The 16,375-nt window shown below is 38.5% G+C and carries 14 protein-coding genes and 2 pseudogenes; 5 read left to right on the top strand and 11 right to left on the bottom strand.

The genetic code is table 11. The features are described 5' to 3' along the window. Nucleotides 1-91 precede the first annotated feature (91 nt). Together FTU64_RS14385 and FTU64_RS14380 are read right to left on the bottom strand one after the other, a co-directional pair. Nucleotides 92-988: a sulfite exporter TauE/SafE family protein gene (locus FTU64_RS14385; protein ID WP_180060128.1), complete on the bottom strand. Its 897-nt coding sequence runs from the start codon at nt 986-988 to the stop codon at nt 92-94. Nucleotides 989-1,365: 377 nt separating this feature from the next. Then, nucleotides 1,366-1,824, bottom strand: a pseudogene (locus FTU64_RS14380) (MBL fold metallo-hydrolase); the annotation flags it as partial. 8 nt (nt 1,825-1,832) lie between these two features. Here FTU64_RS14380 and FTU64_RS14375 point away from each other — a divergent pair. Both FTU64_RS14375 and lpxB read left to right on the top strand, forming a co-directional pair. Further along, a pseudogene (locus tag FTU64_RS14375) lies at nt 1,833-2,516 on the top strand (GlxA family transcriptional regulator); the annotation flags it as partial. Nucleotides 2,517-2,622: 106 nt separating this feature from the next. Then, nucleotides 2,623-3,795 carry a lipid-A-disaccharide synthase gene (gene lpxB, locus FTU64_RS14370; protein WP_180060124.1) on the top strand — a complete coding sequence of 391 codons (1,173 nt, stop codon included), beginning with the start codon at nt 2,623-2,625 and terminating at the stop codon, nt 3,793-3,795. 4 nt (nt 3,796-3,799) lie between these two features. Here the strand turns inward: lpxB and FTU64_RS14365 are convergent, their stop codons facing one another. After that, nucleotides 3,800-4,750: an AraC family transcriptional regulator gene (locus FTU64_RS14365; protein WP_180022775.1), complete on the bottom strand. Its 951-nt coding sequence runs from the start codon at nt 4,748-4,750 to the stop codon at nt 3,800-3,802. A 181-nt stretch (nt 4,751-4,931) separates the two neighbouring features. Here FTU64_RS14365 and FTU64_RS14360 point away from each other — a divergent pair, with 181 nt between their 5' ends. Then, nucleotides 4,932-6,137: an alkane 1-monooxygenase gene (locus FTU64_RS14360; protein WP_180060122.1), complete on the top strand. Its 1,206-nt coding sequence runs from the start codon at nt 4,932-4,934 to the stop codon at nt 6,135-6,137. A gap of 460 nt (nt 6,138-6,597) precedes the next feature. On the opposite strand, the gene FTU64_RS14355 is transcribed toward FTU64_RS14360, so the two are convergent. From FTU64_RS14355 to FTU64_RS14325, 7 genes are all read right to left on the bottom strand, one after another. Next, on the bottom strand, nt 6,598-7,542 hold the full coding sequence (locus FTU64_RS14355) for a phosphatidate cytidylyltransferase (RefSeq protein WP_078191012.1): 945 nt from the start codon (nt 7,540-7,542) through the stop codon (nt 6,598-6,600). Next, on the bottom strand, nt 7,542-8,192 hold the full coding sequence (locus tag FTU64_RS14350) for a 1-acyl-sn-glycerol-3-phosphate acyltransferase (RefSeq protein ID WP_180060120.1): 651 nt from the start codon (nt 8,190-8,192) through the stop codon (nt 7,542-7,544). The genes FTU64_RS14355 and FTU64_RS14350 overlap by 1 nt, the downstream gene beginning before the upstream one ends. A 61-nt stretch (nt 8,193-8,253) precedes the next feature. Continuing rightward, nucleotides 8,254-8,682 carry a hypothetical protein gene (locus FTU64_RS14345; protein ID WP_180060118.1) on the bottom strand — a complete coding sequence of 143 codons (429 nt, stop codon included), beginning with the start codon at nt 8,680-8,682 and terminating at the stop codon, nt 8,254-8,256. Further along, complete coding sequence (locus FTU64_RS14340) at nt 8,679-10,031, bottom strand: phosphatase PAP2/dual specificity phosphatase family protein (RefSeq protein WP_180060116.1); 1,353 nt, start codon at nt 10,029-10,031, stop codon at nt 8,679-8,681. The genes FTU64_RS14345 and FTU64_RS14340 overlap by 4 nt, the downstream gene beginning before the upstream one ends. Before the next feature lie 18 nt (nt 10,032-10,049). Continuing rightward, nucleotides 10,050-11,804: a bifunctional alpha/beta hydrolase/class I SAM-dependent methyltransferase gene (locus FTU64_RS14335; RefSeq protein ID WP_180060114.1), complete on the bottom strand. Its 1,755-nt coding sequence runs from the start codon at nt 11,802-11,804 to the stop codon at nt 10,050-10,052. Nucleotides 11,805-11,851: 47 nt separating this feature from the next. Next, a complete protein-coding gene (locus FTU64_RS14330) occupies nt 11,852-12,487 on the bottom strand; it encodes a CDP-alcohol phosphatidyltransferase family protein (RefSeq protein WP_168378667.1) in 636 nt (211 codons plus the stop codon). A 90-nt stretch (nt 12,488-12,577) separates the two neighbouring features. Then, nucleotides 12,578-13,471, bottom strand: a complete 894-nt coding sequence (locus FTU64_RS14325) for an acyl-CoA thioesterase II (RefSeq protein WP_168378666.1) — start codon at nt 13,469-13,471, stop codon at nt 12,578-12,580. A 154-nt stretch (nt 13,472-13,625) separates the two neighbouring features. Here FTU64_RS14325 and ybaK point away from each other — a divergent pair, with 154 nt between their 5' ends. Continuing rightward, entirely contained in the window at nt 13,626-14,093 is a 468-nt protein-coding gene (ybaK, locus tag FTU64_RS14320) for a Cys-tRNA(Pro) deacylase (RefSeq protein ID WP_180060138.1), read from the top strand. Between the two features lie 344 nt (nt 14,094-14,437). Here ybaK and FTU64_RS14315 read toward each other — a convergent pair whose 3' ends face one another. Then, nucleotides 14,438-15,187 (bottom strand): hypothetical protein, encoded by a 750-nt coding sequence (locus FTU64_RS14315; RefSeq protein WP_180060113.1) that lies wholly within the window; start codon nt 15,185-15,187, stop codon nt 14,438-14,440. 543 nt (nt 15,188-15,730) lie between these two features. On the opposite strand from FTU64_RS14315, the gene FTU64_RS14310 reads away from it, so the two are divergent. Next, nucleotides 15,731-16,000, top strand: a complete 270-nt coding sequence (locus tag FTU64_RS14310) for a hypothetical protein (protein ID WP_180040275.1) — start codon at nt 15,731-15,733, stop codon at nt 15,998-16,000. Nucleotides 16,001-16,375 lie beyond the last annotated feature (375 nt).

Raw genomic sequence — 16,375 nt, 5'->3', positions numbered from 1 at the left:
GTGAGCCGAATATAACATGAATATAGCATTCAAATGTTATAAAAAAGATCAATAAGTCTCTGAAAAAAAAGTGATGAATCGGGCAGTTAATTTAAACCTGCTGACTATTCACCGTCGGTGCGATCAACATTGCAGTTGTTGGTTTTTCGACAGGTTTTGATTTTACTGGATTAATGATGAAATTCATGCCTAAAACAAACAAGGTAATGCCTAAGACTTTACGAATGACTTTTTCAGGTAAACGTGAGCTGATCAAAGTTCCGACAACAATCGCTGGAATAGAACCCACCAATAACCAACCCAATAAATGAAAATCGACATTACCTGAGCTCATATGACCCAAGCCTGCAACCAGTGTAAGAAGCACGGCATGTACGACGTCAGAACCAATAATACGAATCATCGGTAAGTTCGGGAACATAAGCACCAAAGCCATAATACCGAAGGCACCTGCACCAACAGACGATAGGGTAACGAATACGCCTAAAATAATCCCCATGATGATGATATATGCACGCTTATTTTTAGCTTGGAAATTGATACGTTCAAGATCCGCACTCATATCATCAAACTGATCAGTTTTTCGAAATTTATTAAAGAATTTTTCGATATGACCACGGAAAATAATTGAGATCCCTGTAATGGTCAGCATAAAACCCAAAAACATGGTTAATACGGTTTTGTAATGTGTCGATTGGCTCAGATAGTTTTCAAGTACCCAATGGGTCGCAAAAGACGCAGGGATACTGCCGACCGCAAGCCAAATAACAATGGTCCATACGATATTCATTTTACGTGCATGAACTAAAGAACCACAAAATTTTGAAATAGCGGCATACAGCAGGTCTGTGCCAATCGCAATATGGGGTTCAATTTTATACAGGCTGATCAGGATCGGGGTCATCAGTGAACCACCGCCAACACCGGTAATACCTACGCAGAAACCTACAATTACACCTGCCAGAATGAACTCTAAAGGACCGACCATCGCTGAATGCCAAATATCAAAAAACGTGCATATCTTATGACTAATTGATATAAGTCGTTGTCTCGATTAGTGATTTGCTTGTGAAAAAAATAGATAAAGAATGTTTTTAATTTTGAAATAAATGAATTTTATCTAAACTAAGTTATTGATTATGGTTTTCTCAAGTAGTTAATAGTTCAAATGGAGATTATGCTGCAGTGAAATCATATATTTTGAATATAAGGCTTTGAATATCTGAAGTGGATATCCAATACCTAAATGCACTGTAGGTTTATTTTCCTAGTCTTTAATTAGTTATTTATCGATATATGCAACAGTGTATATAAAGTCCACTGCTGCAAAGTCTCATACGCTTTAAAAAGACTAATATGCCTTAAAAAAGATAAAGTTTCGCCATCTAGAGGAATCAACACTTTATCCTGAATATTTTGAGATTTTACATAGGCTGCCAGTTGTTGACGCGTTAACGACATGTGATTAATGGCATCCATATGCACTGCGACAATTTTAGCCTTCGGTACCTGTTGCACAGCGCGTAAGGTGTCTTCTTTACCCATAATAATCGACTCTTTAAATCCATCGACTAAGGCGTTGCCTGTATTTAAAATAATCACATCAGGTTGGGAGCTTTGAATAGCTTGATCCACTTCAGGGCGCCAAATCGTGTCACCCACCAAATAAATGGTTTCATGTCCTGCGGCTTCAAAAATGATCCCCATGGCTTCACCCAATCTTTTTTTCAGTTCTGGGACACGATACATTGCATCTGTACCGTGTTGTCCACCAGTTTTGGTTAACGTCACGCCTTCAAATGTGGTTTGCGTTAATACGCGTACATGAAAAAGGAATCAAGATCGCAGGCCTTTGCTATGGCGCATATCCATTGGCGTATGCTGGGTTACTTGACCACAAACAGGTCACGACACATTGGGCTGGCAGTGCCGATTTTAAGCAAAAATTTCCATGTGTGAACTTAGATAAAGATGCTTTATATATTGAAGATGCAGGCATCATTACTTCCGCAGGTACGGGGGCTGCTTTAGATTGTTGTTTATACATAGTCGGGGAAATCTACGGGGCAAAAATTGCCAATAAAATATCGAGATTGATGGTAATTCCAACCCATCGTGAGGGCGGACAGGCGCAATTTATTGAACAGCCGATTTCTACAATGACTTACGATACGGAGATCAATCGTTTACTCGATTATTTACGGCATAACCTGTCGAAACCGCACACTATTGAAGAACTTGCCGTTTATTCCAATATGAGTAGAAGGACACTGACCAGACATTTTAAACATGCAACAGGGCTGCCTATTGTCACTTGGTTAAATAATGAAAGACTGCGATATGCGGCTGAATTGCTTGAAGTGACAGATTATTCGATTGATAAAATTGCGGAAAGTGCAGGTTTTAATACAGCAGTGCTATTTCGTAAATTGTTTAAGAATAAATACGGCACAAATCCGAACCATTGGCGGAAAAATTTTAATCAGCAGCTAAGTAGCAGTGATGAATATTCTTAAAATGGTGAATTAAATCCGTACAGCTTTTTTCAGGAAATCTATTAACTTTGCGAAGGACTCGTATAGAATCTATAGCTAAAGAACATTGAGTTAAAAGGACAGACTTTTGCAAAATCGGAAACTTAAAATTGGCATCGTGGTTGGGGAAGTATCCGGGGATACATTAGGCGCCAAGCTTATCCGCAGTTTTCGAGAGCAAGGGATTGATGCGGAATTTGAAGGCATCGGCGGTCCGCAAATGATTGCAGAAGGTTTTAATAGCTATTATCCGATGGATATTTTATCGGTAATGGGGATTGTTGAGGTCTTAAAAGATATTAAAAAACTCTTTGCTGTACGCGATGGTCTGGTTGAAAAATGGACTGAAAACCCTGTCGATGTTTTTGTGGGGATTGATGCACCGGATTTTAATTTACGTTTATCTAAGAGCTTGAAGCAAAAACAGCTACCAATTAAAACAGTGCAATATGTTAGCCCTTCAGTGTGGGCGTGGCGCCAAGGCCGTGTGCATGGCATCAAGGCGAGTATCGATTTAGTCCTTTGTTTATTTCCTTTCGAAAAAGCGTTTTTCCAAAAATGGAAAGTTCCCGCTGCATTTGTCGGACATCCATTGGCAAGTCAGTTGCCTTTAGATAATCCACTCGCTGCGGCTAAACACGAGTTAGACTTAGATGAGCATCAAAAACACATTGCATTACTTCCGGGCAGCCGTCGCGGTGAAATTGAGCGTTTGGGGCCTTTGGTACTGTCCGCCGCACAGATTTTGACGGAGCAGCATCCAGACTATGTGTTCCTGATTCCTGCAATTAATGATGCACGTAAACAGCAAATCGAATTGTTGCTCAAGCAGTACCCTAAAACATTACAAGCCAAAGTTCGCTTGATGGAAAACACCGATACCGAATCTAAAATTGGCCGTCAGGTGATGAACGCATCGAATATTGTCGCTTTGGCTTCGGGTACAGCGACTTTAGAAGCGATGCTTTTACATCGTCCAATGGTGACTTTTTATAAGTTAAATTGGCTGACCTATCATGTGGTGAAATTGCTGATCAAAATTCCGTATTATTCATTGCCAAATATTATTGCGGGCAAAAAGGTGATTCAGGAACTTATTCAACATGATGCAACACCTGAAAAATTAGCAGCAGAAATTGAAAGCTTGATGGATGTTGAAAAATCGCAAATTCAAGTGATGCAGCACATCACCATGCATAAACAACTGCTTTCAGGTAACAGTGAAAACCCTGTGGAAGCGATTTTAAAGCTTTTAGATTAAACCTTTAAGGTGACTCAGTTTTTGCGAGTTGATGCTGCTGTCGATACTGGCTCGGTGTTAGATCATAAAACTTTTTAAAAGTTTGGCTAAATGCCGTTTCAGATGAGTAGCCGATACGATGGGCAATTTGCTGAATAGTCAGTTGCCCCATTTGTAAGTGCTGTGTCGCCAGTCGCAAACGATGTTGCTGCAAATAGGCGAGTGGTGATTCACCGAGCATTTGGGTGAATAAACTGGCAAATTTAGAACGCGACATGCAGCATTGTTCTGCCAAACTTTCGACAGTCCAAGCTTGCTGGGGTTGTTCGTGAATCGCGGCCAAAGCATTGGATAATTCAGGATGACTCAAGGCATGCAACCAACTGCTTGAATCTGACAAGGCTGCAATATAATCACGCACACATTCGATAAATAAAATACTCACCAAATGATCCAAAATTTTGTCGCGGCCTGGACGGATCTGATGCGCTTCAACGGCCAGAAAATGTAAGCCAATTTGCAACCATTCAGGTGCGGTACTGCTCATGATATGTGGTGTATGTAACAGCGTGGGGAGTGCATTCACTAAGGGCTTTGCCATAATGCTGTCGACATGCCCACGGATCGCCAGTACAAATAATTCTTCTGCTTCATGAGATTCGGTAGAATTTAATTCAATGGTTTTATTTCGTTGCTCTTGAAACAGTGGCGTGATGTTCACTGATTCGACCAAGACATCAGACTGTATAGATTTGCAGTGATGGTTTTGCCCTGAGGGAATAAGGCAAAGATCGCCAGCTTCAAGTAAGACCTGCTCTTGATCGATATGCACAACACACTGACCTTGAATCACCACATACGCAACCATGGCATTGTGATCTTGAAAATGAAAAGCCCAAGGATGCTTTGATCTCAAATAAATATATTCAGATCGGTGAAGATGAATATCATCAAAAATTTTACTTAAAGCATCCATATTTCAAATATTTACTCATATTGATTTTGTATTTATAGATGGTCACTATGTGTTTAAAGGTCAACATTTATCCTTAAATGCCAAAGACGATCACATAGTTTTTTTGGACGCTTAAAACTGTTCTGGCTGCCCATATTTTACGAATATAAACACAGAAGAAGTAATTAGGGAAGTCTAGCGCATGAATGCACCAGTAAAATTAAATGAACAGCAGCTCGCTCAGTTAGAAAGCAAAATCGGTAGTGTTTTAGATAAAAAACGTTATGGTTGGCTATTGAGTCCAGGTTTACCAGTCATTGGTATGGGGATCTTGGCGGGTTATCATTTTGGTCCAAAACCGACAAAAAAACTATTTGCCATGGGCGGGCCGCTTCTACTGCATGTCATTATTCCTGCACTAGATGCACTGATCGGTGATGATGCCAATAACCCGACAGATAATGACATCAAAGTTTTAGTGAATGATCCCTATTATGATCGGATCGTCAAATTATTTATTCCACTGCAAATGGCAGCGAATGCTTTTGCTGGCTATGTGGTTACCCGTAAAGATGTTTCATTATTAGATCAAGTTCTACTTGGGATTTCGATGGGTGCCATCAATGGCGTCGGTGTAAATACAGCACATGAACTCTGCCATCGACCTCATAAAAAAGACCATTATTGGGCACATGCGACGCTCGCACCTTTGGGTTATAGCCATTTCCGCATTGAACATCCTTATGGACACCATAAACGTGCGGCAACACCTGAAGATCCTGCATCCTCAAAAATGGGCGAAACCTTTTATGAGTTTTGGCCACGCACTGTATTTGGTGGAATTAAATCGGCGGTGCAGATTGAGAAACAACGCTTAAAACGTAAAGGTTTAAGTTTCTTTTCGAAGGACAATGAGCTGTTTCATGGTTGGGCGATGAGTGCTGGTTTTCATACCGCGATGCTGAAAATGTTTGGTAAAGGCGTTACACCGTATTTAGTTACACAGGCCTTTTATGGAATCAGCCTTTTTGAAATTATTAATTATATTGAACATTATGGCCTGAAGCGTGAGCAAAAAGCGGATGGAAGTTATGCGCGAACCATGCCTGAACATAGTTGGAATAACAATAATATTGTGACCAATCTATTTTTGTATCAATTACAGCGACATTCAGACCATCATGCGTATCCGACTCGTCCATTTCAGGCTTTAAGACATTTTGACGAAGCGCCAGAGTTGCCTAGCGGCTATGCCACTATGCTAATTCCTGCTTTAGTACCCTCTATTTGGTTTAAGATGATGGATAAACGTGTCTATGATCACTATCAAGGTGATTTAACTAAAGCCAATATTCATCCTAAACGTCGTGCAAGTATTTTTAAAAAGTTTGCAATTTCAGTCGTTTAAATCGAATACCTGATGAGAAGAATCCCAAGCTTGTTTGTTTGGGATTTTTTTATTGTGTGTATTATTAACCGATGCTACGCAGTAACATCAGAAGCGCACGTTGATTCAAATAAAAGAACGATACACGGTAACATCATCCGCAACTGTTTGAGACAGGACTAATTGTAATCAAAAATGTTTCTGCGATTCTTTGAATAATTTGACGCTAGTGAACGAGTTTTGTCGGTGAGGTGCATTGCACCGCAAGATGGTTTCCTTATGAAGCACGCTTCTCATTTTGCCGAATAAGAAACAACGCTTCGTAAGAGTATCTCCAGCCGAAGGCTAAGATCTTTATTCAATCCTTAGATGTATGACTCCGTCGAATAGACTTAAAAATCATCTTTAAAATGTAAAAGTAATTCTACGTGCGTAACATCATTTAAAATCCCAAATTTTCTGTTTAAAACTTAGTCATTTCTTAAGACCACCAATAGCGCAAAATGTGGAAAAAAATCGGTGCTGAAAAGCAGATGGAATCAATTCGGTCGAGCATGCCACCATGGCCTTGGATAAGTTGTCCCCAATCTTTTACACCACGATCGCGTTTAATGGCTGACATGACAAGACCACCAAAGAAACCGAATATACAAACAATAAAACCAATACATGCAGCCTGTAGATAGCTAAAGGGTGTAAGCCATGACATAGCAACACCTAGTGCAGTGGCTAAAGCAATGCCTCCGATTAAACCCTCAACGGTCTTAGATGGTGAAAGTATCGGTGCGACTTTGTGTTTTCCAAATAGCTTGCCACAGACATATTGCAAGACATCGGAGGCTTGTACCACCATGATCAGCCAGATCGCTAGCCAAATTTTTTCACCTTCAAATCCGGGAAGTTTGAGGTTTAATAGCGCAGGCACATGCGAAATACAGAATACGCTGATCATCAGTCCCCATTGAATTTTTGAGCTACGCTCCAAAAATCGCGTGGTATCTTCAGCTTTGAGTGTAGCGATAGGGATAAGAAGAAACACATACAGCGGAATAAAAATAGAATATAGCCCGTACCAGTCGATATACACCAAGTAATACTGGTAAGGGATGACAAAATAAAAAGCGATCAGCAAAGGAAGATAATCACCGCGACGGGTCGGAAGTAAACTAATAAATTCACGTAAAGCAAAGAGTGAAATCAATGCAAACAGGATCACAAAGGCGATTTTACCTAATGAAATTGCTACACCAAGTACCAACAACATGACCCACCATGCATTGATCCGCGCATTTAAATTGTCGATGACCGGTGCAGGTGCATAACCCGCTTTAAATTTTAGTATTGAGCCAATGGTTGAGGCAATAATCAAAATAACTGCAAAGATACCAAATAATACATAGGTCATTTGCGCATTGGTGAATTCCATTATTGATACTCCAATGCTTTTAATTTGAGTAATTCTTCCTGAGCGTAGTTTAAAAACTCAGTTTTACTGTGTTCATTATGGGCTTCTAAAGGTTTGCCAAAAATAACGGTAGATAATAGGGGGAGTGGTATAAGCGCGCCTTTAGGCATGACACGTTTTAAATTTGAGATCCATACCGGTACGATTTCAACATCAGGAAATTGATTTTTGAGATGAAATAAGCCGCTTTTAAACTCTAATAATTCAACGTCATCATTTAAATTTCGAGTACCCTCAGGAAAGAAAATAATCGAGTCACCTTGTGCTAATACGGTTTTGATCGGTTCTAATGGATCTTGATTTTGCTCTCGATTTCGCTGAATAGTGACGCCAGTAAACGTGTCTTGAATGAGAAAACGTCGAAAGCCATCTTTTAGCCAATAATCCGAAGCCGCTACAGGACGCGTCTTTCGTCTGAGATCTGTCGGTAGTGATGACCAAAGCAAAATAAAGTCGATATGGCTATTATGATTTGCATAATAAATACGCTGCTTCATTACAGGTTTACACCCGACCCATAGACTCCGCGCGCCCGTGAGCAGCCGCGCACCACGACGAGTGAGAAAGGCAATATAGCGAGCAATTGAACGGCTTAAAAAATTACCTTTCATTGGTGAGTGAGCATTCCTTGAAGTGTCTAATGGAGTTGGCATAGCTTCAAATTATTGTGAATTATATATACAGTAAAAATATGCAGAGGAATGCGATGTATTGCAAGCAAAGCACAAAGATCTGCCATTTAAATAAAGCCAGACAACCTAATTCACGCAGCTCCCATGCGCGACCACATTTATTTGCAGGCATTAATTTTAAGTTGATTAAACTTAAGTCCAGCTCCTTGGTGGTTTGTTCAAGGTTTTGAGTTTGGCTGTATTCAGCGACAGTGGCTAAAAGTGCCGAATCAAATTTGATTCTCAGGCTTAAATAATGTTGTATTCCGAGCAAAACTAGACAAATTAATAAATATAGCAAATCGAATAGCATCACATTACCAAACTGGATAATGAGCCAGAGCGTGAGGATCGCTGCTACATAAGCTGAAATGAGCAATCCAGTGGTGGATTGTAACAACTTTGATAGCACCACAAGTTGTAAATTCATGGTGCAAGTCCTTTAAGTTTTAAACGATAAGTATTTAAATGTTTTATTTGCGGTGTTTTAAGCACAACCCAAGGATGGTTATGGCGAATAATCCGTAAAACATCTTCGACTGAATATTCAGGATGTTGTTTCAATAATAATGCGGCAACTACAGCACTACTTCGTGAATATCCCAAAGCACAGAAGACCAAGATGTTTTGTGCTTCATCATTGTTATTAGATTTCAAGAATAGTTCTAAAGACTCTACAGCATTATGTAGCTGATTGGCCTGTAAAGGAATTAGGTCTAAACTCAAGTTTTGAGCATAGGAGCATTTTGGATAAGTGGGTAATTCTGCGCAACAATCGAGTAAAGCATCATATTGCTGCATGACGTGTTTGGACGGATAGCGACCTAAATAAATATAACTCTGATTGATTTTGATGATTTTAGAATCTTCAGGATGGCGATAAGTCCAGATTCGGCTATTGATCCAAGCAAATACAAAGTAAGGCGCAAACAATATTTTTGCAGCAATGGTCATATCACCATGACTGAGTTTTTGAAAAAAATGGGGTCGATTGAATAAATATGCAAACGCAACTAAAAGCAGACTGCTTGCAGGATAGAGCAGCCAAAGCCACCAACCTTTTGCATGTGCGATTGCGCTACAAAATAAGGCAGCAAACAGATAAAGGATGCCGATTTTAATGTGCTTTAAGCTTAGCCGACTCTGTATATTTTTAGCCCATGGCGCAGAGCCAGCCATCGGGAATAGCCATAAACATAAGGCACCGACCAATAAACCCGTTGGGATATCTATAAAATGGTGCTGCCAAGTGGTTAGAACCGAGAGACCGATCAAAAAGGACCAACCATCTACCAGATATTTCAGCTTGCCTGTGCTATGCCGACGGTAAAAATCCCAAAGTATCACCAGTAGTACAATGTGCAGGGAAGGTGCTTGATTGAAGGGTTTATCAAAGCCCATCAAGACATCAAACCATAGGCCGAAAAAACCTGTGAGTTCGGGGCGTTCAAAGCTAAAACGTAGCGGGAAAATTAAAAAGCAGCTGATTGAAAGGATTTGTGCTGAAAATAGTCGCAGGACATGTTGTTTTAATTCAAACTTATTCCAACAAAGTAATAAAGACAAACCATAGAACAGATCAATCGACCAATAAGGCACAATACTCCATGGCCAAAGTGGAATATATTTTTCCCATTCAAAGACGATAACAGGTACAGACGCTAAACCCGCAGCGTATTGGTTGGCAAAACCATAACTTAAGAAGAAAAAAGGTGCCAGAAATGCCAAACACAGTAGGCCGTATTTCCAAGTTCCTTTTTCAGTATCCAGTTTATGCATAAGATTGACCGTCCAAGCTTAAATTTTTTGTGCAACGGAAACGGTGAAAATACCAAACTCATCAATAACTTGATCGATTTTTTTGAAACCAGCTTGCTCAACTAATGCATCCATTTCTGCTTGTGAGCGTAAACGCATCACCCATGCATCTCCTTGGCGATGTGAGGTCAGAGCACGGGCAATAAACTCTTGTTGCGGATGCCAAATTTGACCTGTGTAGATGAGATACCCATCTTTCTCAATGGCCTGACATAAGCCGGATAAGGACTGTCTGAGTAAATCATTATCACTAAATAATTCGTATAAACCTGAGACCACGGCTAGAGTGGGTTTAGGTTCAACACTGGCTAATGAAGTGGCATCAAAGGCATCCGCTTCTACAAAATTGGCAATCTGGCTTAAACCTCTTTGCTCAATCATTGCTTGACCCGCTTGTACATTGATCGAGCTATAGTCTCTAAGCAGGATGGATTCAGGCTGCTCAGGCAGTTTTTGTACAGCATCTAAAATATATCGGCCATGGCCTGCAGCAATATCCATAATCCGTACCGCGTGTTGGTCATCATGTAACTTAGAAGCATATTTCGTTAATAGCGCTTCAATATTTTGTTTTCTAAGGCGAATGCCACGCCAACCAATCGCATTTAAATATTGTCGATCGATGATTTTACCGAGAGCATTTTGGCTTTCTGATTGATCTCTGTAGACAAAATCTAAGGTGCTGCCAGAGTCGTATCCTGTATCTTCACCAATTTTTAAACCTTTAGAAAAGAGACTACCAATTTTAAGATTTTGTTTGGTTAAGCTCCAAAATGCATGTTTTAAAGAGTGTTTTGGAAGCGTTGAACTTAAGGTTTCTGCAACAGCACAGCTCGGGCCAATTTTATCGGCATCTAAAAGTTTAGGTGCGGAATAGGGTTGTTTAAAACATTGTTGAATAAAGCGATGGATTTTATCTGTGGCGATTTTGCGATGTTTTTCACCCAAAGTATCATGATAAAAACCGTCTAAGACGTGAAATTCCTTCAATGGATGAGGGAGTTTTTGATAAAACGCCAATTGCGGTTTTTGATGCACCACGTAGTCAGATCCTGAACATAAGACTTGAGTAGGAACAAAAATATTTTGTGCATCCTTAACGATTCGATCTGACGCTGCATATAGACCCAGCAGCATCCGGACTGATATGGCCCGAGCGATCTGTGGGTCTGTTTCATAACTTTGCGCACGTGCAGTATCGTGCGTCAACATTTTGGCTTTGACATAACTATTGATAAAAAAGTTGCCGGCGAATTTGTTGAGGAGTGTTAAGCCGGGTTTTGCAAAAGGCACATAGAGTTTGATGTCAAATGCAGGCGAGGCAAGGCATAAAGCACGAATTTTAGGGGCATAATCATGCACCCATGTCGCGGCTAAAACAGCGCCAACGCTTTGAGCTACAATTGCTATATTTTCTGATCGAATTTGGTAATTTTGTTCTATATGCTGAACAAAATATTGAATGTCTTGAACGCATGCAGAAAAGCTCGGTGCATCTCCTCGTTCACCAGGAGTATTACCGTGACCTCGCGCATCCCAAGCGAAAAAATCAAAATCAGGCAAATTCAATTCATTGACCAAATGCGCCATTCGTCCCGAATGTTCATGGCCACGATGAAATAAGATCACCGCTTTTTTCTTACGGTTGCTTTTTAAACTGCTATTTTCCCAATGTTGATAAAACAAGGATGTTCCATCATGGCTCGTAAAGGTATGCTGAGTATTGTTATACATTGTGTTGTTCTCAAAATAATGAATCGACTGACGATCTAAACTGAAATTTATTGTGGGTTGATAATGCTATTTTTAATGCGGTTATAAATCGTAATAAATAATAAAAAGATGGTAATAATCAAAATACTATTGCAGATAAGAGACAATGTATTTAAGCCAACATTCAATATAGAAGAGGTCACGATGATGACGCAGATGATGCTAAATACAAAAGCGCGGTCACTTTTTCCCATTGGACCATCGTAACGACGTTCTTGCCCCACTAATGGCGCCATCACACCGGTATATTCGGCAAGTATGGCGAGAAAACAGGTTAAAATAAGTAATTCAGCTTGAATAAAAGCAAAACAAATTAAACTAAAATAGAGTGCTGAGTCGGAAATCACATCACATAATTCATTATAAAAAGCACCGAGTTTGGATTGTTGGTTGAACTCACGTGCCAGCATGCCATCTATGGCATTGAAGCCCATTCGAATAAGCATCCACACGGGGAAAATCAACAGTAAAATGCCAATACCGTTGTGAGAAAAATAGATATAAATAAAAAATGCCACAGCTAGCGAAATGAACATTGCCAGTAGTGTTACTTGATTTGCTGTAATACCAAGATGATGAAGTGATTTAACCAAAGGTCGAAGCAGGTTTTGAAATGCAGGCTTAAGCTGGTAGATCGAAGGCATATTATTGTTATAGCGGTATGATTTGCATGAATTTTATACGATTGATGCTTAACTTAACAAGAATTTGAATGTTAAAGATTGTCACAGGCCTCAAGATTCGCCTGTATAACGCATTAAGTTTTCTTGTGTAGTACTTGCGACTAATTTTCCATCTTGCCACATTTGCCCATGACTAAGCCCACGTGATTGGGAGGTTCGGGTGGTATTCATGTCATAGAAAACCCAATCATCCACCCGAAAGGCATGATGATAATACATCGAATGATCAAGACTAGTTGCGATGAGTTCAGGAGACAGATAATTTAAACCATGTGTTTTGAGCGCCGCAGAATATAAATTATAGTCTGAATAGTATGCTGCAATGGCCTGATGTATATGAAGTTGGTCAAATTGTGCATCCAAGGCATCATGGAGTTTTAAATATTCTGCATATTGATTTTGATTTAAGACAGAAGTTTGACCGGACGGTGGCAAATCTGTCAGCACGTATTCAATTGGTTTAGATATAAGCTGAAAAGGCTGTAAAAATGTGGATAGATATTCAGGTGAAATAGATGATTGGATTTGCGATTTATAGAATTGCTCTTCTTTGAGCATAATTGGTGGAAACTGTGGGATCAGATCTGGTTCAGGTATTTGATACTCCATACCCGTTTCGTTATTCATATAGGACAACATCACCATATATATTGGTTTGCCATGCTGTATGGCGGTCACTTGTCGTGTAGAAAAACTATGGCTATCACGTAAATTTTCGACTTTAAATAAGACGGGCTGATTTGCATGACCCGCAGAAATAAAGTTGGCATGTAAAGAGTGAAGTGGGAGCGTGCAGGTATAGGATGCACTGATTATACTCTGAGCAAGTAATTGTCCACCAAAAATATGGTCACCAAACAGAGGTTTGCTCTGTGCCAAAAAGTAGCCCTGATCTTTGGGCACTACAGTTAATAATTGGATGAGGTCTTGAGTCAGCGTTGTCATATTTTTTTGAAATTTTTGCTTTGTTTAAATGTATTCAACTCAAACTTATTGCACAAGTCATGTTCATGAAAAATATAAAAGTGTTCGCCGGTCTTTCTAGAATAGGCTTATAATCGAGTTTTCCTAGTTGTCCGAATGGAATGACGAAAAAGCAATGACACCTGCATGTAAACTCTTAAAATCTAATAAAATCGACTTTACAATTCATGAATATGATCATGACCCAGAAGCAAAAAGTTTTGGTTTAGAAGCTGCGGAAAAACTTGGTTTAACCGTCGAAGAAGTGTTTAAAACCTTGATGGTTACGGACGATAAAAATTACTTTGTTGCCGTATTGCCTGTGGAGTTTCAGCTGAATTTGAAAAAAGTGGCCACAGCATTTGGCTGTAAAAAACTAAAAATGGCAGACCCAAAAGATGCAGAGCGTTTAACCGGTTATTTGGTTGGTGGTATTAGTCCAGTTGGACAGAAAAAACGCTTAAAAACTGTGATCGATGTTTCTGCACAGAACTTAGCTAAAATCTATGTGAGTGGTGGTAAGCGTGGTTTGGACATTGGTTTAAAACCCGAAGATTTAGCAAAAGTTTTGGGCGCAAACTTTGCTGATGTGATTGATGATTAAATGTGGTTTTTGACTACTTAAATTTAAGTGAATTTAGAGGGAATACCTTCCACTTCAAAATCTATAAAATAACAAAAGCCGCATTGAGCGGCTTTGTGGTTCGATGACGCATCAAGTGTACGGAAGAGATGCTTAGGAATATAATCACAACTCATCTTCTCTTTTAAGCGAAAATTAAGTTATCTCGGAACAGCCGAAAAATTTTGGTTGATGATAATTACAACTTTTACTATTAGATTTTCAGCTGCTGTTTGGGGTGTTGATTAAATGTTCGATACTTAATTTTCTGCATAATATTTCAGGTACAAGTTTATTAATTATGCATAAAATCACGAGAGATAACTTTATTTTAATTCAACATAACTTTCAGTGTTTACAAGCTTTATTAAGTAGTTTTGTTTTGTATTTAAATTGAGCCCATTCGCATCTTTTAAATTTGATGTATGCAGGGCAATTAGACATTTTTGCGTGCCACAATGGATAACTTTAGCTTTAGCTGGATATGTAATAGTTAGTTTTTTAGCTTCGAGCCAATCAGTAATGAGGGTATCGTCAATGATAATTTGATTATGTTTTGTGCTACTAAATTCATTTTCAGCTGCTTTACGGGCATCTTTACCAATACTAATAACATAAAAAGTAAATGTGAAAAATAAAATATAAAAACCAACTAAATATGCATAGTAAATTCCACCACTTTGAACAATTTTATCAATTTTTTCACTGTGTTCTATGACTTCAAAATTATGAAATTTCTCTGATGAATCAATGGCGTCTTTAGCTGCAGGTTTTATGAGGTTGAGCGTAAATTGTCCAAGAGAAATCCAAAATAAGCCTACAACTGATAAAGGTTTTTGTATTTTGCTATTAATGGCATAGATAAAAATAGTTAGTAAAATTTGCCACAATTTTACTAAGATCCTTTTAAAAATCAGGTTGAAAATAAAGAGAAGGATAAATGTAATAAAGACAAATATAAATTTTATCATCACTTCATATAAATTATTTTGGTAGACAGTATGTACCAAAGCAGCGAGTAAAAGTATTAAGAAGCCTACTACTAGCCCTGACAAACCGTTTACCCATCCATACATTAGATAGTCTTGAATAGATATGCCAAGTGAAACTTAATTAAATCCGTAGTAGCTGATTAAACCATCGTAGTAAAAGTAACCGCAAACAAATAAATAAATAGTAAATATTGTTGTAAAGAGGGCTATATCAAAACTGAAGTTAAATTACATATGTAATGTTTCTTGAATCCGCTTATATGCTTTTTTAAGTGCTTAGGTGAATAGTATTAAAGCAAAGTTAGAAGTGCAAATTGAGAATTAGACCTTGATCAGGGTATCTAAGATGTTTCTGCAATAGTGGACGAAATTGTCTTAATTCAGTAAGTACAAAATGCTCGCCAAAATGTGGGCTTATTTTTAGCTTTGAATAACGAAAATCCATGAAGTTGCAGAAGCAAAATTTAGTAAAACTTCATGTTTAGAGGCTCATTCATTAATAGTGCTTAATTATATTTAAATGTAAAAATACCTATAAAAAATAGGTATTTAAAATCCGACTAGAACAGTTGTATTTTAATTTAAAAGCTGTAATTTGAAAGAGCGATCTAATAAAGAGACAACAAAATGCCTTATTCAAATATTAAAGCGATTATTGAGCAAATCTATAATTTTGTATTAGAAAAACATGGTTTAGCGTCTAAAAGTCGATTTATGCAGTTATCGATTTTCTTTAAAGAATTACATGAAGGGGATGAGTCAAAATTTACCGCAGATAGGTCTTTTTATTACAAAGGAATATTTAACAACAGAGAAAAAAGTGTATTTGCGAATGCTGCGCCAGACTTTTTTGATAAGCACAAGTTTTTGGATTGGGTTGTTAAATCAATTGATTGATTTCAACCCAATCGTTTGAGTACATATTCATCATTCATGCTGTATAGCCAGTCTGAATAGAGGATATGGATCAGAAATCAGTAGGTGTTTGTTATGAAATACATGCTTATAGTCAATAAAGATGCATGATCAGTATGATGCCAGTAAAGTCTTCAATGATTAAAATTTAACTGCACATTTCGTTCTTTGATTTAAATAAAAGCTTGGTTCAAAGCAGAATATAAAAACCCATGTAAAAGACATGGGTTTTTAGGGTCTGTTGACATTTGTTGATTAAAAAAATAGCGAGATAGTAAAATTAAATCGCCAAACCCAATTTTACACTCGCTATGCCTCGAACAATGCTAAATGATCAACACTGGTCCAAGTTACTTG

Origin of the sequence: Acinetobacter sp. YH12128, from assembly GCF_013418655.1 — a bacterium.
GTDB classification, from domain to species: domain Bacteria; phylum Pseudomonadota; class Gammaproteobacteria; order Pseudomonadales; family Moraxellaceae; genus Acinetobacter; species Acinetobacter amyesii.
Note: the sequence above shows the minus strand (reverse complement) of the source record. Positions and strands in the feature narration are given on the sequence as shown.

Excerpts from the sequence above, each read along its gene's own strand:
- FTU64_RS14385 (WP_180060128.1), bottom strand. The coding sequence starts at position 988 with ATGGTCGGTCCTTTAGAGTTCATTCTGGCAGGTGTAATTGTAGGTTTC.
- FTU64_RS14365 (WP_180022775.1), bottom strand. The coding sequence starts at position 4,750 with ATGGATGCTTTAAGTAAAATTTTTGATGATATTCATCTTCACCGATCT.
- FTU64_RS14360 (WP_180060122.1), top strand. The coding sequence starts at position 4,932 with ATGAATGCACCAGTAAAATTAAATGAACAGCAGCTCGCTCAGTTAGAA.
- FTU64_RS14355 (WP_078191012.1), bottom strand. The coding sequence starts at position 7,542 with ATGGAATTCACCAATGCGCAAATGACCTATGTATTATTTGGTATCTTT.
- FTU64_RS14350 (WP_180060120.1), bottom strand. The coding sequence starts at position 8,192 with ATGAAAGGTAATTTTTTAAGCCGTTCAATTGCTCGCTATATTGCCTTT.
- FTU64_RS14345 (WP_180060118.1), bottom strand. The coding sequence starts at position 8,682 with ATGAATTTACAACTTGTGGTGCTATCAAAGTTGTTACAATCCACCACT.
- FTU64_RS14340 (WP_180060116.1), bottom strand. The coding sequence starts at position 10,031 with ATGCATAAACTGGATACTGAAAAAGGAACTTGGAAATACGGCCTACTG.
- FTU64_RS14335 (WP_180060114.1), bottom strand. The coding sequence starts at position 11,804 with ATGTATAACAATACTCAGCATACCTTTACGAGCCATGATGGAACATCC.
- FTU64_RS14330 (WP_168378667.1), bottom strand. The coding sequence starts at position 12,487 with ATGCCTTCGATCTACCAGCTTAAGCCTGCATTTCAAAACCTGCTTCGA.
- FTU64_RS14325 (WP_168378666.1), bottom strand. The coding sequence starts at position 13,471 with ATGACAACGCTGACTCAAGACCTCATCCAATTATTAACTGTAGTGCCC.
- ybaK (WP_180060138.1), top strand. The coding sequence starts at position 13,626 with ATGACACCTGCATGTAAACTCTTAAAATCTAATAAAATCGACTTTACA.
- FTU64_RS14315 (WP_180060113.1), bottom strand. The coding sequence starts at position 15,187 with ATGTATGGATGGGTAAACGGTTTGTCAGGGCTAGTAGTAGGCTTCTTA.
- FTU64_RS14310 (WP_180040275.1), top strand. The coding sequence starts at position 15,731 with ATGCCTTATTCAAATATTAAAGCGATTATTGAGCAAATCTATAATTTT.